Below are 25,315 nucleotides of genomic sequence, written 5' to 3' on the forward strand. Positions count from 1 at the left end.
AATTCCCGAATATGCCGTCATTTCCCGCATATACGGGGCTTGACTGGAACGGTGATCCCGCCAATCTGGGCGGCATGTTCTTTTGTCGCTTCATCTTTCAGGGCCCCGCGTGTGACCGCCGACCATTCCGCTGAAAAACCGAGCCAGCAATATCAGACCCTTGTGGATACGGGTGCGCTGACCGCCGACCCGGAACAGCGCCGCACCGTGGGCTATATGGACCGGCTTCATGATGCCCTTGTGGACTACCCGGAAGTGGGGGGGCGCGGCGCCACCCTGTCCATCAAAAGCTGGCGGCTGGCCAATCTGTTCGGGCGCAAGCGCGTGGCCGAGCCGCCCAGGGGCCTGTATCTCTATGGCGGCGTGGGGCGCGGCAAGTCCATGCTGATGGACCTGTTTTTCCAGTCCGCGCCGGTGCGGGCGAAGCGCCGGGTGCATTTCCACGATTTCATGGCGGACGTGCATGAGCGGCTGCGCCAGTGGCGCGCCATGGACGGACGGGAGCGCGTGCGCCGGGGCGGGCGCGCCTCGGAGGAGGACGTGGTGCTGCCCGTGGCGCGGGAAATCGCGGGCGAGGCCACGCTTCTGTGCTTCGATGAATTGCAGGTCACGGATATTGGCGATGCCATGATCTTGTCGCGCCTGTTTCACGAATTGCTGGAATGCGGCGTGGTGGTGGTGGCCACGTCGAACAGGCCGCCAGATGATCTGTACAAGGACGGCCTGAACCGGCCCCTGTTCGAACCTTTCATCGCCCTGGTGCATCGCAGCTTTCATGTGATCGCGCTGGACGGCGACACCGATTACCGGCTGGAACGCCTGAAGGGCGTGGACACCTATTTCACCCCGGTCAATGAGAAGACCACCGCCCGGCTGCGGGATGCCTTTTTCCGCTTGACCGACCGCAATGTGGATGACCGGGCCAGCGTGCCGTCGGACAAGGTGGAGGTGGCCGGGCGCACCATTTTCGTGCCGAAAGCGGCGCGCGGGGTGGCGGTGTTCTCGTTCAAGCGGCTGTGCGCCAAGCCGCTGGGCGCCCGTGATTACAGCGCCATCGCCCGGCGTTATCACACGCTGATCCTTGTGGCGGTGCCGCAAATGGGGCCGGAAAAGCGCAATGAGGCGAAACGCTTCGTCACCCTGATCGATGTGCTTTATGAACACGGGGTCAAATTATTGTGCAGTGCGGAGGTGCCCCCGGATGCGCTATATACCGAGGGCACGGGCGCCTTTGAGTTCGAGCGAACCGTCTCCCGCCTGATGGAGATGCAAAGCGAGGATTATCTGGCGCGCGGCCACGGCAAACAAACCCCGTGACAGGCGGCGAATCCGTCCTGTTTTCGGGGGACGCGGGCGTGATCACATCAAGGTCGAACAGGCTGTTTTTCCAAGGGGGCGGGGTTGCCTGACCCCGGTAAACACGGTAGAAACTTGCGCGACTTTTCATATCTTGTCGATGCGCGGCGTTCTGCGGCGCACACTCAAGGGCTGGAGCATTTCTCATGGCACGAAGAAAGATTGCATTGATCGGCGGCGGCCAGATCGGTGGTACCCTCGCGCATCTTGCGGCGCTCAAGGATCTCGGAGACGTGGTTCTTTTCGATATCGTGGAGGGCCTGCCGCAGGGCAAGGCGCTGGACCTGGCGCAGAGCGGGCCGGTGGAAGGCTTTGATGCCCGTCTCAAGGGCACCAATGACTATGCGGACATCAAGGGCGCGGACGTGGTGATCGTCACCGCCGGCGTACCCCGCAAGCCGGGCATGAGCCGGGATGACCTGGTGGACACCAATCTCAAGGTGATGAAGGCGGTGGGCGAGGGCATCAAGACTCACGCACCGGATGCCTTTGTCATCTGCATCACCAACCCGCTGGATGCCATGGTCTGGGCATTGCAGAAATATTCCGGCCTGCCGAAGGAAAAGGTCTGCGGCATGGCGGGTGTTCTGGACAGCGCCCGTTTCCGCCACTTCCTGGCCGACGAGTTCGGCGTATCGGTGGAAGACGTGACCGCCTTCGTGCTGGGTGGGCACGGCGACACCATGGTGCCGCTGGTGCGCTATTCCACCATTGCCGGTATCCCCGTGCCCGATCTGCTGGAAATGGGCTGGTCCAGCCAGGAAAGGATCGATTCCATCGTGCAGCGCACCCGTGATGGCGGGGCGGAGATCGTTGGCCTGCTCAAGAGCGGATCGGCCTTTTACGCACCGGCGGAAAGCGCCATTCAGATGGCGGAAAGCTATCTGAAGGACAAGAAGCGCCTGCTGCCCTGCGCGGCTCATCTGGATGGGCAGTATAATGTGTCCGATCGCTATGTGGGCGTGCCCGCGATCATTGGCGAAAGCGGCATCGAGAAAGTGGTGGAAATCCGGCTCAAGGGTGAGGAGCGGGACAATTTCGATCATTCCGTCAAGGCTGTCGAGGGCCTGGTGGAGCTTTGCATCAAGATGGACGGGTCGCTGGCCTGACCATCTCTGGCTGTCCGTCCTTGCCGGGTCCGTGCCCGGCTGCCGGGCGGGATCAACCGGATCGGGAAAACCCGGATTGGGGAAACTATGAATATTCATGAATATCAGGCAAAGGGCCTGTTGAAGACATATGACGCGCCGGTGCTGGACGGCGGCGTGGCCTATACCGCCGACGAAGCGGTGGAGCAGGCGGAAAAGCTGGGCGGCCCGGTATGGGTCGTCAAGGCGCAGATTCACGCCGGTGGCCGCGGCAAGGCGGGCGGCGTGAAGGTGGTCAAGTCGATCGAAGACGTGCGCGCGGCGGCCAGCGAACTGCTGGGCAAGACGCTGGTGACCCATCAGACCGGGCCGGAAGGCAAGGAAGTGGGCCGCGTTTATGTGGAAGACGGCTGCGCCATCGCCAAGGAATTCTACCTTTCCATGCTGGTGGACCGTGTGACCGGTCGGCTGGCCATCATGGCCTCCACCGAGGGCGGTGTGGATATCGAGGAAGTGGCGGAAAAAACCCCGGAAAAGATCGTCACCATCACGATCGATCCCGCCACCGGCCTGCAGGCGTTTCACTGCCGCAAGGTGGCTTTCGGTCTGGGCCTGGAAGGGTCCGCGGCCAAGGAATGCATCAAGCTGGTGGGGTCGCTTTATCGTGCCTTTACCGATCTGGATGCCAGCATGTTGGAGATCAATCCGCTGGTGCTGACGGGAGACGACAAGATGGTGGTGCTCGACACCAAGATGGCTTTTGACAGCAACGCCCTGTTCCGCCACCCCGACGTGAAGGACCTGCGCGACGAGTCGGAAGAAGACCCCAAAGAGATCGAAGCCTCCAAGTTCGATCTCAATTATATCTCGCTTGATGGCAATATCGGCTGCATGGTGAACGGTGCCGGGCTGGCCATGGCCACCATGGACATCATCAAGCTGAAGGGCGGCGAGCCCGCAAACTTCCTGGATGTGGGCGGTGGTGCCACCAAGGAGCGGGTGACGGAAGCCTTCAAGATCATCCTGTCGGATGACAATGTGGAAGGCATCCTGGTCAATATCTTCGGCGGCATCATGCGCTGTGACGTGATCGCCGAGGGCGTGGTCGCCGCGGCCCGCGAAGTGGCGCTGAGCGTGCCGCTGGTGGTGCGCCTGGAAGGCACCAATGTGGAGATCGGCAAGAAGATCCTCGCGGACAGCGGGCTTGCCATTGTCGCCGCCGATGATTTGAACGACGCCGCCGAGAAGGTCGTCAAGGCCGTGAAGGAGGCCGCTTAATGTCTATTCTTGTTGACAGCAACACCAAGGTCATCTGCCAGGGCTTTACCGGCGCGCAGGGGACTTTCCATTCCGAGCAGGCGATCGCCTATGGCACGCGGATGGTGGGCGGTGTCACCCCCGGCAAGGGCGGCCAGACCCATCTTGATCTGCCGATCTTCGACACCGTATCCGATGCGCGGGAAAAAACCGGCGCCAATGCCAGCGTGATCTATGTGCCGCCGCCCTTTGCCGCCGATGCCATTCTGGAAGCCATCGACGCCGAGATCGAGCTGGCCGTGTGCATCACCGAGGGTATTCCGGTGCAGGACATGATCACGGTGAAGCGCGCGTTGAAGAATTCCAACACCCGCCTGGTGGGGCCGAACTGCCCCGGTGTGATCACGCCGGGCCAGTGCAAGATCGGCATCATGCCCGGCCATATCCACAAGCCGGGCAAGGTGGGCATCGTGTCCCGTTCCGGCACGCTGACCTATGAAGCCGTGGCGCAGACCACCGCCGCCGGCCTGGGGCAAAGCAGTTGTGTGGGCATTGGCGGGGACCCGGTCAATGGCACCAATTTCATCGATGTGCTGGAACTCTTCCTGGACGATGACGAGACCGATGCCATCATCATGATTGGCGAGATCGGCGGTTCGGCGGAAGAGGAAGCCGCCGAGTTCATCAAGGCCAACAAGGTGAAGAAGCCGGTGGCCGGTTTCATTGCCGGGCGCACGGCACCGCCGGGCCGCACCATGGGCCATGCCGGGGCGATCGTGTCCGGCGGGTCCGGTGGCGCCGATGACAAGATCGAGGCCATGCGCTCCGCGGGCATCCATGTTTCCGACAGCCCGGCGGCCCTCGGCGAAACCCTGCTGGACGCCATCAAGGGCTGATGACGTCTTAACAAGCGGCACCGTCCCTGCCATGGCGGTGCCGCATCTGCCCCGGCGCGTCGATAACGGCGCGCTCAACCCCAACGGAGGCGGGCGCGGCCACCTGACCGGCCCGGAAACAGCATGGCATCAGACCTGGATCAGCTTGCCGATCTTGAGGGCGTCAGCCCCGGCTTTGTGGAAGCCCTTTATGAGCGCTATCAGTCCAGCCCGGATTCCGTGGACACGGGCTGGCGGGAGACCTTCGACGGGCTGGAGCGGAATATTTCCCACCTGTCCGGCCCAAGCTGGTCCCGCAATGACTGGCCGCCCCGGCCTTCCGATGACTGGACGGACGGGCTCGACCCCGCCGACATGATGATTGAAAAGGCCCCCGCCGAGAAGGCGGCGGGCGGCGGCGTGAGCGAGCAGGCGCTGCGCTCCGCCACCATTGACAGCATCCGGGCGCTGATGATGGTGCGCACCTATCGGGTGCGCGGCCATCTGATTGCCAATCTGGACCCGCTGGGGCTGGAAGAGCGCACGCCCCACCCCGAACTGGACCCGGAAACATACGGCTTCGGCCCCGAAGACATGAACCGGCCCATCTATATGGATTATGTGCTGGGGCTGGAAACCGCCACGGTCACGGAAATCCTGAGAATTCTTCGGCGCACTTATTGTTCCAATCTGGGCGTCGAGTTCATGCACATCAACGACCCGGAGGAAAAAGCCTGGATTCAGCGCAAGATCGAGGGGCGGGACAAGGAAATCCACTTCACCGATCGCGGCAAGATGGCGATCCTGAACAAGCTCATCGAGTCCGAGCAGTTCGAGAAGTTCCTGGGCCGTAAATATACCGGCACCAAGCGGTTCGGCCTGGATGGTGCGGAAAGCATGGTGCCCGCCCTTGAGGCGATCATGAAGACCGGCGGGCAGCACGGCTTGCGGGAAATCGTCATCGGTATGCCGCACCGGGGGCGTCTCAATGTGCTGGCCAATGTGATGAAGAAGCCCTATCGGGCCATGTTCCACGAATTTCACGGCGGCTCTTTCAAGCCCGATGACGTGCAGGGTTCGGGCGATGTGAAATATCACCTTGGCACCAGCGCGGATCGGGAATTTGACGGCAATGCCATCCACCTGTCGCTGACCGCCAACCCGTCCCATCTGGAGGCGGTGAACCCGGTGGTGATCGGCAAGGTGCGCGCCAAGCAGCAACAGCGCGGGGACAAGGAACGCCGCGAAGTGCTGCCTTTGCTGCTGCACGGCGATGCCGCCTTTGCCGGGCAGGGCATCGTGGCGGAATGTTTCGCCATGTCGGGCCTGCGCGGCTATAATTGCGGCGGCACCATCCATTTCATCGTGAACAACCAGATCGGCTTCACCACAAGCCCGCAGTTCGCCCGCTCCAGCCCCTATCCGAGCGACGCGGCGAAGATGGTTCAGGCGCCGATCTTCCACGTCAATGGCGACGACCCGGAAGCGGTGACCTTTGCCACCAAGCTGGCCACCGAGTTCCGGCAGACCTTTGGCCGCGATGTGGTGATCGACATGATCTGCTACCGCCGCTTCGGCCATAATGAATCCGACGAACCCGCCTTCACCCAGCCGCTCATGTACAAGGCGATCAAGGGCCATCCGCCCGTGACCAGGGTGTATGCGGAAAAGCTGGTGAAGCAGAAGCTTCTGGCCGACATGGACGATTTGAAGCGCCTTGAGGGCGAGTTCAACGACATGCTGGAGGAGGAGTTCAGCGCCGGGCGCAATTACGAGGTGAACAAGGCCGACTGGCTGGAAGGCAAGTGGCAGGGCTTTGGCCTTGCCGCGAAGGACCCGGAAAAGCGCCGCGCCGATACCGGTGTGGCGGAAACGGCGCTCAGGGATGTGGGCAAGGCCATCACCGAGGTGCCGGAAAACTTCAATCTGCACCGCACCCTGAAGCGCGTGCTGGACGCCAAGGAGACCATGTTCGAATCCGGCACCGGATTCGACTGGGCCACAGCCGAGGCTTTGGCCTTCGGCACGCTGCTCCGGGAAGGCTTTCATGTGCGCCTCAGCGGCCAGGATTGCGGGCGCGGCACGTTTTCACAGCGCCACGCCCATCTGGTGGATCAGAAGTCGGAAAAGCGCTTCACACCGCTGGCCCAGATCAACCCGGAAGTTCAGTTCGAGGCGCTGGACAGCCCCTTGAGCGAGTTTGGCGTGCTGGGCTTCGAATATGGCATTTCGCTGGCAGAGCCCAACAGCCTGACGCTCTGGGAGGCCCAGTTCGGCGATTTCGTCAATGGCGCCCAGATCATCATCGACCAGTTCATCACGTCCGCCGAGCATAAATGGCTGCGCATGTCGGGCCTGGTGATGCTGCTGCCGCACGGCTATGAAGGCCAGGGGCCGGAACACAGCTCCGCGCGGCTGGAACGCTTCCTTCAGATGTGTGCGGAAGTGAACATTCAGGTGGCCAATTGCACCACCCCGGCCAACTATTTCCATATATTGCGCCGTCAGTTGCACCGGGATTTCCGCAAACCGCTGATCATGATGACGCCCAAATCGCTGCTGCGGCACAAGAAATGCGTCTCGAAGCTGGAGGAATTCGGCCCCGGTTCCCAGTTCCACCGGTTGCTGTGGGACGATGCCGAAATGAAGGACGGCAAGTCGGACCTGAAGCTGAAACCCGCCAAGGGCATCAAGCGGCTGGTGATGTGCAGCGGCAAGGTCTATTACGATCTGCTTGAGGAGCGGGACAAGCGCGGACAGGACGACACCTATCTGCTGCGCGTGGAGCAGCTTTATCCGTATCCGCACAACGCCGTGGTCAAGGAAATCAAGCGGTTTCCCAATCTGGAAACGGTGGTCTGGGCACAGGAAGAGCCGAAGAACATGGGCAGTTGGGCCTTCATCAATGAGCGGATCGAGTATTCGCTGAATGAGGCGGAGTGCAAGGCCCGCCGGGCGGTCTATGCCGGGCGACCGGAAAGCGCGGCCACGGCCACGGGGCTGGCTTCCAAGCATCAGAAAGAACAGCAGGCATTGGTTGAAAGCGCGCTGGACGCGTAAGACAACAAGGGAAGGCGCCAGGCATGGCTATTGAAGATATCAAGATTCCCCAACTGGGCGAGTCGGTGACCGAGGGTACCATCGGAACCTGGCTGAAACAGGAAGGGGACGCCGTAGAGCAGGACGAGCCCATCGTTGAGGTGGAGACCGACAAGGTCGCCATGGAAGTGCCGAGCCCGGTGGCCGGTGTGCTGGTGGAGCAGGTGGTTGCCGAAGGCGACACCGTGGAAATCGGCGCCCTGATCGCCAAGGTGGATACGGAAGGCAAGGCCGGCGGCGGCAAGAAAGACGAAAAGGCCGACAAGGGCGACGAGCCCGAAAAGGCCGCCGACGCCGGGGACGACTCCGCAAAGGATGACTCCGCCACGGACAAAGGCGGCAAGGACAAGAGCGAAAAGGCGGCCAGGGCCGATGATGGCGGCGGCAAGTCCGCCGGTGCGGACAGTGGCAAATCGGGCGCGCCCTCCGGTGGCGGTTCCGGCGATGCGCTGACCCCCATGTCGCCCGCCGTGCGCCGGATCGTGGACGATTACAATCTGGACCCGGCTTCCATCAAGGGCACCGGCAAGGATGGCCGCCTGACCAAGGTGGACGTGCTGGATGCCATCGACAAGGGTACCGCGAAGCAGCGCGGTGGCGGCGGCGGTGGCCAGCGGGCCGCTGGCGGGTCTGCCGCCAGTGCGGACAGCGGCGAACCGCGGGAAGAGCGGGTGAAGATGACCCGCCTGCGCAAGCGCATCGCGGAGCGGCTGAAGGAAGCCCAGAACACTGCGGCCATGCTCACCACCTATAATGAGGTGGACATGTCCGCCGTGATCGCCGCGCGCGGTCGCTACAAGGATCTGTTCGCCAAGAAGCACGGCATCAAGCTGGGCTTCATGAGCTTCTTCACCAAGGCGGCCTGTCTGGCGCTGAAGGAAGTGCCCGCTGTCAATGCCTCCATCGAAGGCGACGAGATCGTCTATCGCAGCTATGCCAATATCGGCGTGGCCGTTTCCACCCCCAACGGGCTGGTGGTACCGGTGCTGAAGGATGCTCAGGACATGAGCTTCGCGGCCACCGAAAAGGCCATTGCCGACATGGGCAAGCGCGCCCGCGACGGCAAGCTGAAGCTGGAAGAAATGCAGGGCGGTACTTTCTCCATCACCAATGGCGGCATCTTCGGGTCGCTTCTGTCCAGCCCCATCCTGAACCCCCCGCAGGCGGGCATTCTGGGGATGCACAAGATTCAGGAACGCCCCATGGCCATCAATGGCGAAGTGGTGATCCGGCCCATGATGTATCTGGCGCTGTCCTATGATCACCGGCTGATCGATGGCCGGGAGGCGGTCACCTTCCTGGTGCGCCTGAAAGAGGCGATTGAAGATCCGAATCGCCTGCTGATCGACATGTAAGACCGACCGACCCGGACTCTGGAAAGGATACATTTCTCATGGCTGACCCTTATGACGTACTGGTGCTGGGCGCTGGTCCCGGCGGGTATGTGGCCGCCATCCGCGCCGCGCAGCTTGGCCTGAAAACCGCCTGCGTGGACAAGCGGGAAACCCTTGGCGGCACCTGTCTGAATGTGGGGTGCATCCCGTCCAAGGCGCTGCTGCACGCCACGCATCTGTATGAGCAGGCGGACCACGACTTCGGCAAGTTCGGCATCAAGACCACCGGCCTGAAGGTGGACCTGAAGGCCATGCTGGGCGCCAAGGACAAGGCTGTGACGGACCTGACCGGCGGTATCGAATATCTGTTCAAGAAGAACAAGATCGACTGGTTCCGGGGCACGGCCAGCTTCAAGGACAAGAGCACCGTCAGCGTGGACCTGAACGATGGTGGCAGCGAAACCCTGTCGGCGAAGAACATCATCATCGCCACCGGCAGCGAGGTGGCGACCCTGCCGGGCATCGAGATCGACGAGAAGAAGATCGTCTCATCCACCGGGGCGCTCAGCCTGCCCAGGGTGCCGAAAAAGATGGTGCTGATCGGCGGCGGCGTGATCGGGCTTGAACTGGGCTCGGTCTGGCGTCGGCTTGGGGCCGAAGTGGAAGTGGTGGAATATATGGACGAGGTTCTCCCCGGCATGGACGGGGAAGTGCGCAAGTCCTTTGGCCGTCTGCTGAAAAAGCAGGGCATGACCATTCACACCAAATCGAAAGTCACCGAGGTCAAGAAAACCAGGGCCGGCGTGTCGGTCACCTATGAACCCGCGAAGGGGGGTGATGCCACCACCATTGAGGCGGATGTGTGCCTGGTCTGTGTGGGGCGCAAGCCGCATACCGAAGGGCTGGCGCTGGACAAGGCGGGTGTGGCGATGGACGACAGGGGGCGCGTGGACATCGGTGCGGATTTCGGCACCAATGTGCCGGGCATCTGGGCCATTGGCGACGTGGTGAAAGGGCCCATGCTGGCCCACAAGGCCGAGGATGAAGGCATCGCCGTGGCGGAGAATGTGGCCGGGCTGACCGGCTATGTGAACCATGATGTGATTCCCAATGTGGTCTATACCTACCCGGAAGTGGCCAGCGTCGGCAAAACGGAAGAGGAACTGAAGGAAGCAGGCGTGGCCTATAATGCCGGCAAGTTCCCCTTTACCGCCAACAGCCGCGCCAAGACCAATCAGGACACGGACGGCTTCGTGAAGATTCTGGCGGACAGCAAGACGGATCGCGTGCTGGGCGTGCATATTGTGCACACCATCGCCGGGAACCTGATCGCACAGGCCGCCACAGCCATGGAAATGGGCGCCAGCGCCGAGGATATCGCGCTGACCTGCCACCCGCACCCGACGGAGACGGAGGCGGTGAAGGAAGCGGCGCTCGCCGTGCACAAGCGGCCCATCCATATGTAAGGCACGCCTGTTGATCGGTCATGGAAAAGGCCCGGCACCCTGTGGGGGAGCCGGGCCTTTTCACATTGCGCTGTCTGTTTCAGCCCCCTTGCGGCGGCTTGATCCGCCCGCCCCGCCGGGGCCTCAGGCGGCTTCAGCCGCGGGCAGGGCCAGCACCAGCCAGCTTGCGGCGAACAGCGTCAGGGCCACGAAGAACAGCGGCACCAACTGGAATTCGGGCGCCGGTTCGTCGGGGGGCGTTCGGGATGCATCGGCGCGGGGGGCGGGCATGAAATAGCTGGTCATCAGATCCCAACTGGCCCGCGCGCAGGTCAGCATGGCCACCACCCCCGCCACCAGCAGCAGAAGCAGCTTGAGATAGCCGCCGACCGACTCAAGCGCGGGCCACAGGAAAAATCCCGCCAGCACCAGCAGCGCGGACAACAGCGACAGGGCACCATAGAGGGCCACCAGCGTGCCGCGTCGAAACCGGGTCAGCCCATCTTCCGGCGTGGGGCCGGGGGTGTTGGGGGTGTGTGGTTCCCGGTTCCTGTGGTCATTTTCGCTGCGGTCGGGCATGAAACCTCCTGATTGGGGTGGTGCGCATCAGCGCCGCCGAAACGCGGCGTCATAGCTGGCTTTCAGATGTGCCGGGTCCACCTGGGTGTATAATTGCGTGCTCGCCAGGTCCGCATGGCCCAGCAGGTCCTGAATGGTCCGCAGGTCCCCGCCCCGGCCCAGCAGATGGGTGGCGAAACTGTGCCTGAGCGCGTGCGGCGTGGCATCTTTCGGCAGGCCCAGTGCGGCGCGCACCGCTTCCATGCGTTTCTGGATGGCCCGCGCCCCCAGTCGCCCGCCCCGCACGCCCCGGAACAGCGGGGCTTCCGGCGCCAGGCTGAACGGCATTTGCGCCACATAGGCATCCACCGCCCGGCGCACCACAGGCAGCAGCGGCACCAGGCGCGTTTTGCCCCGCTTGCCGGTTACGCGCAGCGTGTCGCCGGTGGGTATGTCCTGGCCATTCAGGCCCAGAACCTCGCCAACGCGCAGGCCGCAGCCATACATCAAGGCCAGCACCGCCCGGTCCCGTGCATCCACCCAGTCGCCGCCATCGTCCGCCAGCGAACCGGGCGTGCTGATCGCGGCGCGGGCTTCCTCCTCGGTGATGGGGCGGGGCAGTCGCGCGGGCAGGCGGGGGCGCTTCAGCGCCTGAAGGCTGTCATTGCTGATGCCCTCGAAGCGGTCCAGATAACGATAAAAGGTGCGCAGGGAGGACAGCACCCGTGCCACGGAGCGATTCGCCAGCCCCTCGGCGCGCACATGTGCCAGAAAGGCGCGAAAATCACTGAGCGGCAGCGCGGCCAGCAGGGGCTTTGTCACCGTTTCGCCGCGATGGGCGGCCAGAAAGTCCAGAAAGCGGGTCAGGTCCCGGTCATAGGCATCCAGCGTGTGGGCCGAACAGCCCCGTTCGCTGTGCAGCCACCGTTTGAACCGGCCACGCAGCACCGCCAGATCGGCACCGTCATCGGGTTCCGTGCCGTCATGTGGCCTGTCATCCGGGGCCGGTGGCGCTGTGCCGCCCGCCCGCATCAGGACCGGTAGCGCAGCTTGCCGAGAAAGCGACTGATGGACGGGAAGCGCCCGGAATTACCGGTCAGCCGGGCCTTGGTCTTCTCAAAGGTCATCACATCTTCTATCCGGCGGTCCAGAAAGGCCCATGTGGCTCCGAAATCCTCGGACTCGTCGTCCAGCCAGAACAGCAGTACGCTGGCATAGACCCCCGACAGGGTCAGCCGTTTGGTGTACCAGTTGTAATCGGTGCTGGTATCACCCGCCGCGCGCCACATCACATCCGCCGTCCGCCAAAGGGCCCGGCTGCCTTTTATGGCATAGGGCGGCATCATCAACAGGGCCATGCCGCGGCGGATCGCTTCCCGTTCGTCGCCGTGCTGGGTCAGCCGCGTCTTGATTGCCACGGTGATACGGTCCCGGATTTTCATGGACGGCAGGTCCATTTCCGCCAGTGCGTCCGCCAGCATATCATCGGCCTGGGACAGGTGCAGGTCCAGCGCTTCCAGCGCGCCACCGGGAAAGGCCAGTTCCGCCATTTCGGGCGAAATCGCCAGGTCGGCGGCGGCGCTTTTCAACGCCCGGTCGGTCCAGCCTTCATAGGGTACATGGCCGAGCATGGCATCCAGCAACAGGTTGCGAAGCCCCCTCGGCGCTGTCCTGATCGTTTCGTCCGCCATCATGCATTCTCCTGCCAAACCCGCATGAGCCTAACATAGCGCGGACGGGCTGTCATGAAAGCCCGAAGGTGGGGAACGCCGGAAAAGCGCCCGTGCCCGCGTCCCGTGTGGCGGGGGGTGCGTGGCGGCTTGCGCGGCGGGGCGGTGTGTCTTATACTGTGTCCCAACAGGTTCGTAGGTGCCACCACCGGGATCGCCGGTGGGGTGGTTTTATTTGCTTGTCTCGGCGTCCTGGCTCTGCTAAATGCGCACCCAATGGCGGACGCTGTGGGGGCTATTGCCCGGCAAGTGTCAAATCTGGCCTTGGAAAGGAGTGAGCAACCCCATGCAGGTTGTTGTACGTGACAATAATGTGGATCAGGCGATCCGGGCGCTGAAAAAGAAACTTCAGCGTGAAGGCGTGTATCGTGAAATGAAGATGCGCCGCAATTATGAAAAACCGTCCGAGAAGAAAGCGCGGGAGCGGGCCGCCGCTATCCGCCGCAGCCGGAAGCTTGACCGCAAGCGCGCCGAGCGGGACGGTCTGATCGCCAAGCGCCGTTAAGGCGCCAGATCAGGGTGAGCCGCTAAGGCACTCTGGCTGGACGACCACAGCAAAGTTGGGCGGGCAGTCTTCGCCCGCGCCCAGCAACAGAATAAAAAGCCGCGCGCCCCGGTTTGGGGTGCGCGGTTTTTTCATGGTTCGATGCCTTTCATGGCAGCCGTTTGTGCGCCATACGCCGTGGCGGCGCGGTGGACCGGCCACCCTATAGCGTTTTTCCCGGCGCGATGGCGCGCGGGTCCACCGGTATGTGGATCAGGTGCGGGCCGCCCCGGTCCTGCCAGCGGTCCACCGCGTTCAGCAGGCCGTCCGTATCGGCCACCTTTTCCGCACTGATCGCAAAGCTTTCGGCAAAGGCGACAAAATCGGGATTGGTCAGCCCCGTGGCGCTGATCCGGCCCGGATAGTGCGCTTCCTGATGCATCCGAATGGTGCCGTACTGGCCATTGTCAAAGACCAGAAACAGGATGGTCAGCCGGTGCGCGGCGGCGGTGGCCAGTTCCATGGCGCTCATCATGAAGCAGCCATCCCCGGCGGCGGCGATGACGGGCCGGTCGCCGTGGTGCAGGGCGGCACTGATGGCCGCAGGCACGCCATAGCCCATGGCGCCGCTGGTGGGGGCCAGTTGGCTGACCCCGCCGCGATAGCGGTAAAAGCGGTGCAGCCAGGCGGCATAATTGCCCGCGCCGTTGCAGATGATGGTCTCCGCCGGGATATGGTCGCCAAGCTCGGCCCAGAAGCGCGCCAGCTTCACGGTGCCCGGATTGTCCACCGGTCTGCGCCAGGCATCCAGGTCGGCGCGGGCTGTCTGGCACCAGCGGGCACGGGCGCGGCTGGGGGTCAGGGTCACGCTGTCCAGCGCGGGCAACAGGGTGGCCGGGCTGGCCTGTATGGCAAGATCGGGCTGATAGACGCGGCCCAGTTCCTCCGCGCCCTGATGCACATGAATGAAGGGCTGGTCCAGCACGGGGGGCACAAGGCGCCGATATCCCCCCGTGGTCATTTCGCCAAGGCGCGGCCCCAGCGCCAGAAGCAGGTCCGACTGTTGCATACGCTGTACAAGGGCCGGGTTCGCGCCGATCCCCATATCGCCCACATAGGCGGGGCTGGTGCTGTCCAGCCTGTCCTGACAGCGGAAGGACACCGCCACCGGCAGATGATTGCGCTCCGCAAAGTCTTGCAGGGCGGTGCGCGCCGCCGCGGTCCAGCCGCTGCCGCCGACCAGCAGGAAAGGGCGTTCCGCCTCGTCCAGCGCGGCCACCAGCCGTTCCATCTGGTCCTGCCCGGCATGGGCGGGGGCCGGTTCCGCCGGTTTCAGGCGCGGCATGGGGGCGGTTTCGCTCAACATGTCCTCCGGCAGGGCCAGCGCCACCGGGCCGGGGCGGCCCGCCATGGCGGTGCGCAGGGCCCGGCCCACATATTCGCCCAGCCGATCGGCGCTGGGCACTTCCGCCGTCCACTTGGTCACCTGTTCCAGAAAGCGGCGATAGTCGATCTCCTGAAAGGCTTCCCGATCCATCTGGTCGCGGGCCACCTGGCCGATCAGTAGCAGCATGGGCGTGCTGTCCTGAAAGGCGGTGTGCAGCCCCGTGGTGGCGTGGGTGGCGCCAGGGCCACGGGTGACGAAACAGACACCGGGCCGCCCCGTGAGCTTGCCCGCCGCCTCCGCCATGACGCTTGCCGGGGCTTCGTGGCGGCAGGTGATGAAACGCAGCGCCTCGCCGTGGTCCCGGCAGGCATCCAGCGCGGCGAGGAAGCTTTCACCCGGCACACCGAACACCCGATCCACGCCGTTCCGCCTGAGCGCGGCCATCAGGATCTGGCCACCGGTGCGGATGGCCCCCGGTTCCGGCAGGGCCGTGTTGTTTTCAGTCATGAAATCCCCCTTGCGTCGTTCCCCGGACGGGCGCATCAGCGCACATTAGGGGGCGCCGGGATGCCTGTCACCCCTTGCGGGCAGCCACCCCTCCCGTTCCATTCACCGAGGCGTGATGGCCGATCCGGGCTCTCGGCCTTGAGATTTCCCCGGATCGGTACCACACTCACCCCCTGATTCGGTTTCAAGTGACAGCAATAACAAGGCATTGATACCTGCATGACAGAACAGTCCAAGACGCCGTCCGGCGCGTGCGTGCGGGCCGGAAATCCCGTTCGGGCCACCCACCGGCCCAGCCCCGATGTGGCGCGGGAGTTGAGGGAGCAGGCGGTTTACGGCGTGCCGGAGCAAATGGCGCCCGGCGTTCTCAGGGTGCTGGCGGACAATGCGAAGGATTATACCGGCCCCGGCACCAACACCTATGTGGTGGGCGATGAACGGGTCTGGGTGATCGACCCCGGCCCCGCTTGTGAGCGGCACCTGGACGCGGTGCGGGAAGCCGTGGCCGAGCGCCCGGTCGATGGCATCTTCATCACCCATACGCACCGGGATCACAGCCCGGCGGCCCGCCCGTTGCAACAGGCCGCCGGCGCGCCCGTATACTGTGCCGGGCGCCTGCCGGACAGCCTGCTCGCCGCGACGGAGGAGGACGTGGACCCGGACTTCTCCCCCGACCGGACCCTGAAGGACGGTCAGACGCTTCGCCAGCAGGGCGGGGATGATCGCTGGCACCTGCGGGCGCTGCATACGCCGGGGCATTTCCCCAATCATATGTGTTATGCGCTGCCGGCGCAGGGTCTGCTGTTTTCCGGCGATCATGTGATGGGCTGGTCCACCACCGTGGTGGTGCCGCCCCTTGGCAATCTGAGCGACTATCTGACCAGCCTGGATCGCCTGGCCGGTCAGACATGGCGACTGATGCTGCCCAGTCATGGCCCGCTGGTTGAGGAGCCCGGCGCCCGCATGGCGGAAATCCGTGCCCACAGGATGACCCGGCACGGTCAGGTGCTTGACTGCGTGCGCCGTGGCTGCACCGATCCCGCCCGCATCGTGGACCAGATTTATGAAGGGCTCACGCCGCGTCTTGAGCGGGCGGCCAGGGGCTGTGTGATCGCCCATCTTCACATGGCGGAACGGGATGGAGACCTGGCCCCCATGGATGACACCGCCAACCCCCTTGCCACATCCGCCTGACGGGGTTTCCGATCGGGCGTGATGCGCCCCCTGTATGTGTCTCTCCCCCTGTGCGACAGCCCCCGGCTGCGTGCCCGCAGCGTTTTCGTTCCGTGCCTTATATGGCTTGCGGGGCGCAGACCGTCTCGTTAGCGTATGCGCTTCGCGGTCTGGAGTTCGCAGTTCGGGGTAGACGGTCAGGGTTGAGGAATGCGGATACTGGGGCGGCTGAGGGATGAGATCGGGGCGGATGGCACCGGGATGCTGCCCCCCTTTCAACCGCGCTTTCCATGGCTTTCCGGGGATTTGCAGACGGTGCGCAACACGCTGGTGCGCGAGGCGGCGGGCGCGGCGGCGGATCGGCGGCTCAGCCTGCCCATCACCGGCCAGCGCGGCGCCCGGCTCAGCATTGCGGTGACAGACCCGGCGGCCCCCGCCCCCGACCATGAACTGGACCCCCACGCCGACGAAGTGCCCCGGCCCAATGGCCGCGCGGTGCTGCTGCTACACGGCATTGCGGGCAATGAGGGCAGCGTTTACATGACCGCCACCGCGCGCCGGTTCAGCGCCCGTGGCTGGCGGGTCTATCGTATGAATTATCGCGGTGCCGGGCCGTCCCGCGCCACCAGCCGCGCACCATATCATGCGGGCCTTACGGATGATGTGCGGGATGTGATCGCCGCCCTCCCGCGGGAGGAGTTTCCCGAAGGGCTGTCGCTGATGGGGTTTTCGTTGGGCGGGCAACTGACCTTGCGCCTGCTGGGCGAAGACGGGGCCGCTGGCCGCGATCCGGCGGTGCGTTCCGCCGTTACGGTGTCGGCGCCGCTCAATCTGTCGCATTGCCAGAAAGCGCTGGAGCGCACGCGAAACCGGCTCTATATGCGCTATCTGGTGCGGGATATGAAGCGGGAGTTGGGCAATCTCTGGCCCAGGGCCATTACCCGGCCCGGCGATTCGATCGATACGGTGCGCCAGTTGGACAATCATGTGATCTGCCCGGTGTTCGGCTTCCGGGATGCGGAGGATTATTACGCCCGCGCCTCGGCCATCTATCACCTGGCCGATATTCGCCGCCCCTTTCTGGCCATTCACGGTGATGATGACCCATGGATACCATCGGGGGATTATGAAGCCGCCCCCTGGCCGGATGTTCCGGGCACCGGTGCGGCCCTGCTAAGTGGCGGGGGACATGTGGGTTTTCATGATCGCGCTTTCCGCGACCCTTGGTTTGTCGCGGCGGCGCTGGCCTATTTTGACAAGTACTGAATAACGGTTTCGATATTTTTTATAAAATTCGATCTTTTCTTTAAAAGTTATGTCTTTTCATTTTCAAATTCAGTCGAATTTTACTCGTAAATTGACCATTTAGGCTTTTTGACTTCACCTTGAAGGCAGAGTCGTGGACCGGGTGTTGGTCCCGCCAATGTATGATCGAGGTGGCCAGATGAGCCTGATAAATGAAACCACCATGGAGAAGATCGTCCTCGCCAAGCGGGTGGGGCAGTTTCTCAATGGCAGCCAGGACCCCGGTGAGCGCGATCAGGTGGCCGATGTGGCCCGCAAGCTGGCCGGTGATGTGTGCCGCGAGGTGCGGGAAGTGCTGGCCTATGAACTGCGCAACTGCAAGGATTTGCCCAAGGATCTGGGGGCGCGGATCGCGGCGGATGTGGAGAATGTCTCCGCCCCCTTCCTGGAAGTGACCGAGATTTTCACCGATGCGGAAATGGCCGAGCTGGTGCCGGAACTCTATACCGGCGCGCAGATCACCGTGGCCCGTCGGCTGAGCCTGGGCGACCTGACCATGGTGGCTCTGGCGGAAAAGGGCAGCGAGGAAAGCGTGCTGTATATGGTGCGCAATGACCATATTCAGTTGAGCGATGTGGCCTGCTCAAAGGTGATCACCCGCTTTGTTCATGACAAGCGGGTGCTGGATCAACTCGGCGCGCGGATGGACCTGCCGCTGGCGGTGGTGGAAAAGCTGGTGGACCGGGTATCGGACCATTTCCGGGCCGCGCTGGTGCGCCATTATGCAGTGGATGTGAGCGCCGCCGAGAAGCTGGCCGATCGCGGGCGCTTCGATACCATGCTGGACCATGTGAGGAGCGCCACGCCAGACCAGATTCACGCCTATGTGAAAACCCTGCGCGAAGAAGGCAAGCTGACCAATCTGCTGACCCTGGAAATGGCGCGCAACGGCGTGCACAGCTTCCTGGAAAGCGCGCTGGCGCTGGCGTCCGGGATGCCGCGCGGGGCGGTGCGCGACGCCCTGTCATTGAAAAATGTGCATGATTTCGTGGACCTGATGAAAAAGGCGCGGGTGACCAAGACCATGGCCGCCCATTATATGACCGTGGCGCGGAACGAGTATGCGGCCAAGCAGGATGCCGCCAATGCCGTGCGCCAGATCGACGCGGCGACCACCGCCAGGGTCGCCTGACGGCGGGGGCAGACCCCGGAGACCATGCGCCCCTGGCAGCGGGGCGTTTCTTTGGCAACAAGGCGTGAAAAAGGGCGCGAGGGGATGATCCCACGCGCCCTTTTTCACGGGGGCATTTCAGGCAGCCCGTCCCGGGGCGTGCCTGAAGCCGTCTTCCTTACTGGCCACCGATGATCGGCAGCTTCTGACGGTGCTTCAGCGTCAGATACAGGGCGGAAACGAACACCAGAATGGCCATGTAGAACAGGCCGCCATCCTGCATCACCTGGCCGCCATTTTCACCGCACTGGGCGAGCGGCGCACCGGTGGAGCAATAGCTGACCACCATGCCGAGCCGGGTGAACAGGTGAAAGAAGATCGCCCCGGTCATTACGGCCAGCGCCAGAACGGCACCGTAAGCCCGTGTGGCGGGGATCAGCACCAGGATGCCGGCCACCAGTTCTGCGGTACCCACCAGATAGGCGCCGATGCTTTCGAAAAAGCCCAGACCAAGCGCCTGGCCCACCTGCCGGAAAATGGCATCGGTCATGGCGGCACCGCCGAACTTGGACGGTATTGTCATCAGCAGAATGCCCGCGATGATGATGGCGGGCAGCCAGTCGATATGTTTGCGTACTGCGTCCATGGGTATCCCCCTCATATGCCTTTGCCCGGCCTGTGAAAGGGCAGCCGGGCGGTTTGGCCGATCATGGCCCTGTTGGGTTTCGTTTCGTGCCGCGCTTCATGTGGCGCTTTGTCACACTTATACAGTATGCATCGGGGCGCGGGTCTTCAATGCGTTTGCGGATAACGTTTGCTCAAGTTTTGTTCATGTCGCCAGGCGCGGAACAGGGCGAGCAGGCCGCTTGGCCGGAAACCGCGGCGCCGATTGGCCGCGCCGATGCGATAGAGATGGCGGAACTGATCCGCCAATGTGCGGTAAGCCTGCCAGAGCGTGGTGCGGCTGTCCCAGATATGGGTGGCCTCGCCGCCCGCGCCGTTGATTTCAAGGATGCGGAATCCGTGGCCCGCCCGGAAGGCTTCGAAATCGCCGAAGCGCACGTCGAACCGGCCAAAGTGGAAATCGGGCATGGCCTTGGCGATGTCATCGAAACGGTCGGTCATGGCCTGTGTGACATGATCCGCGCCATTGCGGAAAATGGTGCCGCGACAATGGTTTCCGGCAAAGGCCAAGCGTATTTTTTCGCCTTTGGGGACCACCGTGTCCAGCCGGTCCCGGAAGCGGTCCAGATAAAGGTGAGGCAGGGCACCGGCGCGGGTGTCCGCCATGATCAGATCCCTGAGCGTGCGGTGGCCGTCACCGGTGACGCGGGGAAAATATTTCAGCGTCAGGCTGATGATGCGGCCCTGTGCCTCCCCCGGATAGCGCACATAGAAAACGCCGGCCTCGCCCTCTTCGTCCACAAGCGCCTGAACCAGGAAATGCCCGCCTTCGGGGAAGGCGGCGATATAGGCTTTCAACGCCTCGGCGCTGTCGATCTTCTGAACGCCCGCGCCGCGCATCCCCATGTCCGGCTTGGCGACGCAGGGATAGGTGATGCCCGCCGCGTTCATGGCCTGCTCCGCCCTTGCAAGGGTGGCGGCCATATCGCCGTCGCGGGTGATGGTCACATAAGGCGACAGCCAGTGCCGCATATGGTCCGGCACCGTGCTCATCACCTCTGTCTTGCTTTCGCCGATCAGGCCGGACAGCGGCAGATGCGGGTTCACATTGGTGGGCAGGCTGGCGCCCAGATGTCGCAGCGACAGCCAGGCGATATAGGCGGCGATGGGGGTGTAGAACAGCCTTGGATTGGCGAATTCGAAACTGGAAATGGCCGCCGCGCTGTCGTCCAGCGGCGGCATTCCGGCATGGGGGGCATCGGTGCGGGGCAGCGGGTCCATGGCGTTCAATCGTCCTTTTCCGGGAAGGGCAGGCGGGCTACCGACTTGATATGCCGCATCAGGCGCGGCATCAGGATAATGATGGCGATGGCCAGCACAAGGGCCCCGATCACGCCCCACACGCCGCCGATTTTGGACAGAAGCCGCTGTGTGTTCGATACGAAAAGCACCATGCCGCTGACCCACACAAGGGCCGCCACCGTCATGGTGATCCAGAAACGCCAGACCGAGAAGCGCAGAAAGCCGAAGCTGATATAGGTGGGCACCCGCGTGCCCGGCAGAAAGCGGGAGAAAAACAGAATGGGGATTTCCCGCCCCTTCAGCCAGCGCCGGAAGCGCCGGATACGCCTGAGCGGCAGGCGTCGCCGCAACCAGCGCACGGAGCGCGCCAATCGCCCCACCATATAAACGCCCACATCGCCCAGCGAAATGCCCGCCACCAGCCCGCCAATGGCGAACTCGACGGGCAGGCTGTCATTGCCCACCAGCAGGGAGCCCGCGATCAGGGCGCCGTCTTCGGTGATCAGGGTCGCCACCGCCAGAAGGGCCGCCATGGCCAGCGGTGCATTGCCGATGGCGGTGACAAAATCAATGATGCTGCTGGCGCTGGTTTCGGTCATGGCCTTCCCTGTTGCCGCGGGCGGCGGAATGGCGCCCACCTGCGGCGTCATGAGCCACAGTTGGCCCGTGATTGCAAGTGCCAAGGGGATCACACCGGGTCACAGCCCGGTCAGGTCGGCCCCGGCGCGCATGGGCCGGGGCCGATCGTGGAACAGGGACAGGGCGGTAAGGTCAGGGTACCAGAACCACGGGCACGCCCGCCGTGTGGGCCAGGCTGTTGGCCACGCTGCCCAGCAGCAGGTCTGCCACCTTGGAACGGCCCCGGCGCCCCACAAAGATCATATTGGCCTTTTCGCGCTTGGCGGTTTCATGGATGGTTTCTACCGGGTGGCCCCAGAAGAATTCGCCGCTGATGTCCACGCCGCTGTCTTCGTGCTTCTTCATGATGGCATCGAGGATTTCCTGCTTGGCGGTGGCTTCTTCCTGCTTCTTGTCCAGCGGGCGATGGGCCATTTCGTCCAGCGTCAGCGGCTGAATGCCGGACCATGGGATCACCGTGATCAGGCGCACCTTGGCGCCGGTCTGCCGTGCCAGTGTAATCGCCCTGTCCGCGGCCCGGTTGCCCCATTCGCTGCCGTCAACGGCAACCATGTAAAGCTGCTTACCCATTGCTTTCTCCTCTGTTTGATCTGGATGGGTTGAATATTGGTCTTTCGTGTTCGTGGCCGCCTTGACCCTGATCAAGCCGGGGCGGCGTGCTGACTGTCCTGACGGTCTGGCCGCTCCGCATTCCGGCGGATCATATGGGCCACTTTTTCCGCGATCATGATGGTGGGGGCGTTGGTGTTGCCGCCGATCAGCCGCGGCATGACGGAGGCATCCACCACGCGCAGCCCGGAAAGGCCGATCACCCGGCAGGCCGGGTCCACAACGCTGTCCGCGCGATCCACAGGCCCCATGGCGCAGGTGCCCACCGGGTGATAGATGGTTTCCGCCGCGCCTCGGATCGCTTCCATGGTGGCGGCGTCATCGTCCAGCGGGATGGTGTCGAACGGCGCTTTTTCGCCGCTGATCATGGCTTGCAGCGCGGGTTGGCGATACAGTCGGCGCACCAGTTTCACACCCTCCAGCATGATCCGTTCGTCCTCCGGCTCACCCAGATAGTTGGGGTCTATGGCGGGGGCTTTCAACGGATCATCCGATTTCATCCGGATGGACCCGCGAGACCGGGGCCTGAGCGGGCATATATGGATGCCCATGCCGTGGTCGGTCGCCTTGGTCAGGCCGTGCGCCTCGTCCGCCATGGCCAGCATGATGTGAAGCTGGATATCGGGTCGCTCCAGTGCCGGGTCGGTTCGCAGGAAGCCCCCCGTGGGTGTGATGCAGTCCGACAGAGGGCCGGGCAGCCCCATCAGCCATTTGCCGATTTCCCACAGCCCCCGATGGGGTGCCTGATATTTCAGCACGGACAGCGGCTGCTTCAACGGCGCCGAGACGATCATGTCCAGATGATCCTGAAGATTGCGCCCCACGCCGGACAGTTCATGGACCATGGGAATATTGAAGGGGGTGATGTCCTCCGCCCGGCCCACGCCGGACAATTGCAGCACTTGCGGGCTGTTGATCGCCCCGCCGCACAGGATCACTTCCCGGCCCGCGGCCCAGTTTTCCACCCGGCCCTTGCGGTTCACCTCCACGCCGGTGGCGCGCTTGCCCTTAAAGGTGATGCGGCGTACCTGCGCGCCCGTCAGGATGGTCAGATTATCCCGTCCGCGCGCTTCGTGCAGATAGGCGCGCGCGGCGGTCTGTCGGCGGCCACCGCGAATGGTCTGGTCGTACCAGCCAAGCCCTTCCTGGCTTGGGCCGTTGAAATCGTCCGTATAGGGCAGGCCCATTTCCTCGCCCGCCTTGAGGAAGGCGTCATTGAGCGGGTTCTTCGAGGTGTGCTGGCTGGTTTTCAGCGGCCCGCCCCTGGCGTGGAGCGCATCTTCCGGGCGGTCGCTGTCTTCCAGCTTGCGAAAATAGGGCAGCACCTCATCGAAGCTCCAGCCCGTGCAGCCCAGTTGTGCCCACTCGTCATAGTCCCGTGGGTGGCCGCGCACATACAGCAGGCCGTTGATGGCGCTGGAACCGCCCAGCACCTTGCCGCGCGGCCAGTATACCCGGCGGTTGTTCAGCTTTTCCTGCCGCTCGGTCCAGAAGGCCCAGTTGTATTTGTTGGGCGGGACCACCTTGATCAACATGCCGGGCATGTCGATCTTCATGGAGCCGTCCCTGTCCCCGGCTTCCAGCAGCAGAACGCGGTTGCGGCTGTCCTCGCTCAATCGCGCGGCCATGGCGCAGCCGGCGGAGCCGCCGCCGACAATGATATAATCGAACCCGGTATCGCTCATGCCGCGCGTCGCTCCCCCGAAAACGGCTGTTGAACAATGAAGCCTAGCTGTTCAAGGGCCGCCAAGTCCAGCCCGGACGGGCGGCCACGGGGCATCTATCCGTCAGGCCAGTTGTGCCCGTAGCCAGGCGGCGGCCCGTTCCAGCGCCTGAAGGGCGGTTCGGCTGGCCTGATAGAAGGTGACATAATCGTGGATCAGACCGTTTTCTTCCGTATAGGTGAGCTTCACGCCCGCATCGCGCAGGGCCGTGGCCAGCGCCCGGTTCTGGTCCAGCAACGGATCGAAGCCGCCGACGCCGAGAAAGCAGGGCGGCAGGTCCGCCAGGCGCTCCAGCCGGGTCAGATCCAGAGGCGGGGCGCCGGGGCCGCTGCCCGCCTTTTCGCCGTGGCGCCCGTCCTTGCCCAGATATTGGCGCTGGAACCAGTCTATCATGCCTTTGGTCAGTATATAGCCGTCCCCGAAGGTGGTCATGCTGGGCCAGTCCGTGCCCGGCGCGGCGGCGGGGTTGAACAGCCAGAGCGCGTGCGCCGCCCGCCCGGTCTGGAGCAGGCCGTGTGCCGCGCCCAGCGCCAGCGAGGCCCCCGCGCTGTCCCCGCCCAGCGCCACGCGGCGGCAGCCGGGGGCGAAGGCACCGGGATCGTCCACCACCGCCTGCGCGGCGGCCAGCGCGTCCTGGGATGCGGCGGGAAAGGGGTGTTCCGGCGCCAGGCGATAATCCACCGACAGCACCGGCATCCGGGTCAGATAGGCGACGCGGCGGGTGAAAGGCTCGAAGCCGTCCAGGTCGCCAATGGTGAATCCGCCGCCGTGAAAGAACAGCAGCATACCATCACCGTGGCGGCCATGACTGGGGGTATAGAGCCGGGCGGGGCGGGGCCCCTCGCCGCCGGGAACGGTCAGCTTCAATCGCTCCACGCCCAGCGGCACAAGGCTGATGGACATGGCGCGCAGGGCTTCGCTATAGACGCGCCGGACCCCTTCGACCCCCACCTTGTCGGCCATCTTGTCCACGTCTTTCAGGCCCATCTTTTCCCGAAGCGCGATCAGCCGGGCAAAGCCGGGGTCGAGTGTTTTGCCGTCCCGCAGGATGGCGGTGCGGGGGGTCATTGGCAGGGCCATGGCCGCCTTCATCAGCAGGCATTCAAGGATGGCGCGCATGGGGCTGATCCTTTTCCTTATCTGTGCCCTTTTCCGGGGCGGCATCGCCCGGCAGGTCGGTGGACTTTGGCACGTCGGTAGACTGGCGGTTGCCCGCGCGCACGAAGCGCAGCGTTTTCACACCGGTGCCGCGCTCGATATTCACCTGGTTCACCTGATCGGGAAACACATCGCGGAAGATGTCGTTCTGCACGCTCATCCGGGTGCCGGGGCCGTCCAGCCGGTCGGTTTCCTGATAGAGCACCAGATGATCGCCCATGATCTCCCCGCCAATGGGGGTGAGCGAAAGGGCCTGCCCGTCACGCGCCAGCTTGAAACGATCCGCCACATGCAGCAGCAGGCGGGCGCGGCCTTCCACCTCGGCCACCAGCAAATCCCGATCGCCGTCGATCCGGTCCAGCACTTCCTGGGCGTCGTGCAGATGCACTTCGTGCATGATCTGCCATGTGCCGCTGTCCGGCGACCATTGCATCACCGTGAAGGCGGTTTGCGAACGGTGCGCCCGCGCCGGGGCGGCGGTTGCCAGCAGGGCTGAAAAAAGGGCCGCCGCCACGGCGACGGCCCCCATGTAGCTGCGAATGGGCATGGA

Annotated in this window: 22 protein-coding genes; 11 read left to right on the plus strand and 11 right to left on the minus strand. The window is 63.9% G+C overall.

All coding sequences use genetic code 11. The features are described from left to right. The first annotated feature begins 111 nt into the window (after nt 1-111). From zapE to lpdA, 7 genes are all read left to right on the plus strand, one after another. The gene (gene zapE / locus WGH93_RS02690) at nt 112-1,317 is read left to right on the plus strand and encodes a cell division protein ZapE (protein ID WP_374763313.1); all 1,206 of its coding nucleotides are present in this window, start codon (nt 112-114) and stop codon (nt 1,315-1,317) included. Nucleotides 1,318-1,502: 185 nt separating this feature from the next. Next, a complete protein-coding gene (gene mdh / locus WGH93_RS02695) occupies nt 1,503-2,465 on the plus strand; it encodes a malate dehydrogenase (protein ID WP_374763314.1) in 963 nt (320 codons plus the stop codon). Nucleotides 2,466-2,552: 87 nt separating this feature from the next. Then, nucleotides 2,553-3,722, plus strand: coding sequence for an ADP-forming succinate--CoA ligase subunit beta (gene sucC / locus WGH93_RS02700; RefSeq protein ID WP_374763315.1), 1,170 nt, complete (start codon nt 2,553-2,555; stop codon nt 3,720-3,722). Further along, the gene (gene sucD / locus WGH93_RS02705; protein WP_374763316.1) at nt 3,722-4,597 is read left to right on the plus strand and encodes a succinate--CoA ligase subunit alpha; all 876 of its coding nucleotides are present in this window, start codon (nt 3,722-3,724) and stop codon (nt 4,595-4,597) included. Before sucC ends, sucD begins: the two co-directional genes overlap by 1 nt. Nucleotides 4,598-4,720: 123 nt before the next feature. Then, nucleotides 4,721-7,636: a 2-oxoglutarate dehydrogenase E1 component gene (locus WGH93_RS02710; RefSeq protein ID WP_374763317.1), complete on the plus strand. Its 2,916-nt coding sequence runs from the start codon at nt 4,721-4,723 to the stop codon at nt 7,634-7,636. A 23-nt stretch (nt 7,637-7,659) separates the two neighbouring features. Further along, on the plus strand, nt 7,660-9,030 hold the full coding sequence (gene odhB / locus WGH93_RS02715; protein ID WP_374763318.1) for a 2-oxoglutarate dehydrogenase complex dihydrolipoyllysine-residue succinyltransferase: 1,371 nt from the start codon (nt 7,660-7,662) through the stop codon (nt 9,028-9,030). 38 nt (nt 9,031-9,068) lie between these two features. Beyond that, nucleotides 9,069-10,475, plus strand: a complete 1,407-nt coding sequence (gene lpdA, locus WGH93_RS02720; RefSeq protein ID WP_374763319.1) for a dihydrolipoyl dehydrogenase — start codon at nt 9,069-9,071, stop codon at nt 10,473-10,475. 123 nt (nt 10,476-10,598) lie between these two features. On the opposite strand, the gene WGH93_RS02725 is transcribed toward lpdA, so the two are convergent. The 3 genes from WGH93_RS02725 to WGH93_RS02735 are packed head-to-tail and all read right to left on the minus strand — an operon-like array spanning nt 10,599 to nt 12,706. Further along, entirely contained in the window at nt 10,599-11,033 is a 435-nt protein-coding gene (locus tag WGH93_RS02725; protein ID WP_374763320.1) for a hypothetical protein, read from the minus strand. 27 nt (nt 11,034-11,060) lie between these two features. After that, on the minus strand, nt 11,061-12,044 hold the full coding sequence (locus tag WGH93_RS02730; RefSeq protein ID WP_374763321.1) for a tyrosine recombinase XerC: 984 nt from the start codon (nt 12,042-12,044) through the stop codon (nt 11,061-11,063). Continuing rightward, nucleotides 12,044-12,706 (minus strand): COQ9 family protein, encoded by a 663-nt coding sequence (locus tag WGH93_RS02735; RefSeq protein ID WP_374763322.1) that lies wholly within the window; start codon nt 12,704-12,706, stop codon nt 12,044-12,046. The genes WGH93_RS02730 and WGH93_RS02735 overlap by 1 nt, the downstream gene beginning before the upstream one ends. 322 nt (nt 12,707-13,028) lie before the next feature. Between WGH93_RS02735 and rpsU the strand changes: the two genes are divergently transcribed. Next, the gene (gene rpsU, locus WGH93_RS02740) at nt 13,029-13,247 is read left to right on the plus strand and encodes a 30S ribosomal protein S21 (RefSeq protein WP_374763323.1); all 219 of its coding nucleotides are present in this window, start codon (nt 13,029-13,031) and stop codon (nt 13,245-13,247) included. A 202-nt stretch (nt 13,248-13,449) separates the two neighbouring features. On the opposite strand, the gene WGH93_RS02745 is transcribed toward rpsU, so the two are convergent. Further along, on the minus strand, nt 13,450-15,120 hold the full coding sequence (locus WGH93_RS02745; protein ID WP_374763324.1) for a thiamine pyrophosphate-binding protein: 1,671 nt from the start codon (nt 15,118-15,120) through the stop codon (nt 13,450-13,452). A 219-nt stretch (nt 15,121-15,339) separates the two neighbouring features. Between WGH93_RS02745 and WGH93_RS02750 the strand changes: the two genes are divergently transcribed. The 3 genes from WGH93_RS02750 to WGH93_RS02760 all read left to right on the plus strand — a co-directional run bounded on the left by WGH93_RS02750 (nt 15,340) and on the right by WGH93_RS02760 (nt 18,730). After that, nucleotides 15,340-16,314, plus strand: a complete 975-nt coding sequence (locus WGH93_RS02750; RefSeq protein WP_374763325.1) for an MBL fold metallo-hydrolase — start codon at nt 15,340-15,342, stop codon at nt 16,312-16,314. Nucleotides 16,315-16,503: 189 nt separating this feature from the next. Continuing rightward, nucleotides 16,504-17,559 (plus strand): YheT family hydrolase, encoded by a 1,056-nt coding sequence (locus WGH93_RS02755; protein WP_374763326.1) that lies wholly within the window; start codon nt 16,504-16,506, stop codon nt 17,557-17,559. A gap of 178 nt (nt 17,560-17,737) precedes the next feature. Beyond that, entirely contained in the window at nt 17,738-18,730 is a 993-nt protein-coding gene (locus WGH93_RS02760; RefSeq protein ID WP_374763327.1) for a DUF2336 domain-containing protein, read from the plus strand. A 157-nt stretch (nt 18,731-18,887) separates the two neighbouring features. Here WGH93_RS02760 and WGH93_RS02765 read toward each other — a convergent pair whose 3' ends face one another. From WGH93_RS02765 to WGH93_RS02795, 7 genes are all read right to left on the minus strand, one after another. Further along, a complete protein-coding gene (locus WGH93_RS02765; RefSeq protein WP_374763328.1) occupies nt 18,888-19,355 on the minus strand; it encodes a hypothetical protein in 468 nt (155 codons plus the stop codon). A 146-nt stretch (nt 19,356-19,501) separates the two neighbouring features. Continuing rightward, on the minus strand, nt 19,502-20,614 hold the full coding sequence (locus tag WGH93_RS02770) for an ATP-grasp domain-containing protein (protein ID WP_374763329.1): 1,113 nt from the start codon (nt 20,612-20,614) through the stop codon (nt 19,502-19,504). A gap of 5 nt (nt 20,615-20,619) precedes the next feature. Then, nucleotides 20,620-21,234, minus strand: coding sequence for a DedA family protein (locus WGH93_RS02775; RefSeq protein WP_374763330.1), 615 nt, complete (start codon nt 21,232-21,234; stop codon nt 20,620-20,622). Nucleotides 21,235-21,406: 172 nt separating this feature from the next. Beyond that, the gene (locus tag WGH93_RS02780; RefSeq protein WP_374763331.1) at nt 21,407-21,844 is read right to left on the minus strand and encodes a universal stress protein; all 438 of its coding nucleotides are present in this window, start codon (nt 21,842-21,844) and stop codon (nt 21,407-21,409) included. A gap of 71 nt (nt 21,845-21,915) precedes the next feature. Continuing rightward, the gene (locus tag WGH93_RS02785) at nt 21,916-23,568 is read right to left on the minus strand and encodes a GMC family oxidoreductase (protein WP_374763332.1); all 1,653 of its coding nucleotides are present in this window, start codon (nt 23,566-23,568) and stop codon (nt 21,916-21,918) included. Nucleotides 23,569-23,670: 102 nt separating this feature from the next. Beyond that, complete coding sequence (locus WGH93_RS02790; protein ID WP_374763333.1) at nt 23,671-24,726, minus strand: alpha/beta hydrolase fold domain-containing protein; 1,056 nt, start codon at nt 24,724-24,726, stop codon at nt 23,671-23,673. After that, nucleotides 24,710-25,312 carry a DUF6702 family protein gene (locus WGH93_RS02795; RefSeq protein ID WP_374763334.1) on the minus strand — a complete coding sequence of 201 codons (603 nt, stop codon included), beginning with the start codon at nt 25,310-25,312 and terminating at the stop codon, nt 24,710-24,712. Before WGH93_RS02795 ends, WGH93_RS02790 begins: the two co-directional genes overlap by 17 nt. Nucleotides 25,313-25,315: the final 3 nt, after the last annotated feature.

The organism is Yunchengibacter salinarum, from assembly GCF_037658235.1.
In the GTDB taxonomy this organism is placed as follows: domain Bacteria; phylum Pseudomonadota; class Alphaproteobacteria; order Sphingomonadales; family Kordiimonadaceae; genus Yunchengibacter; species Yunchengibacter salinarum.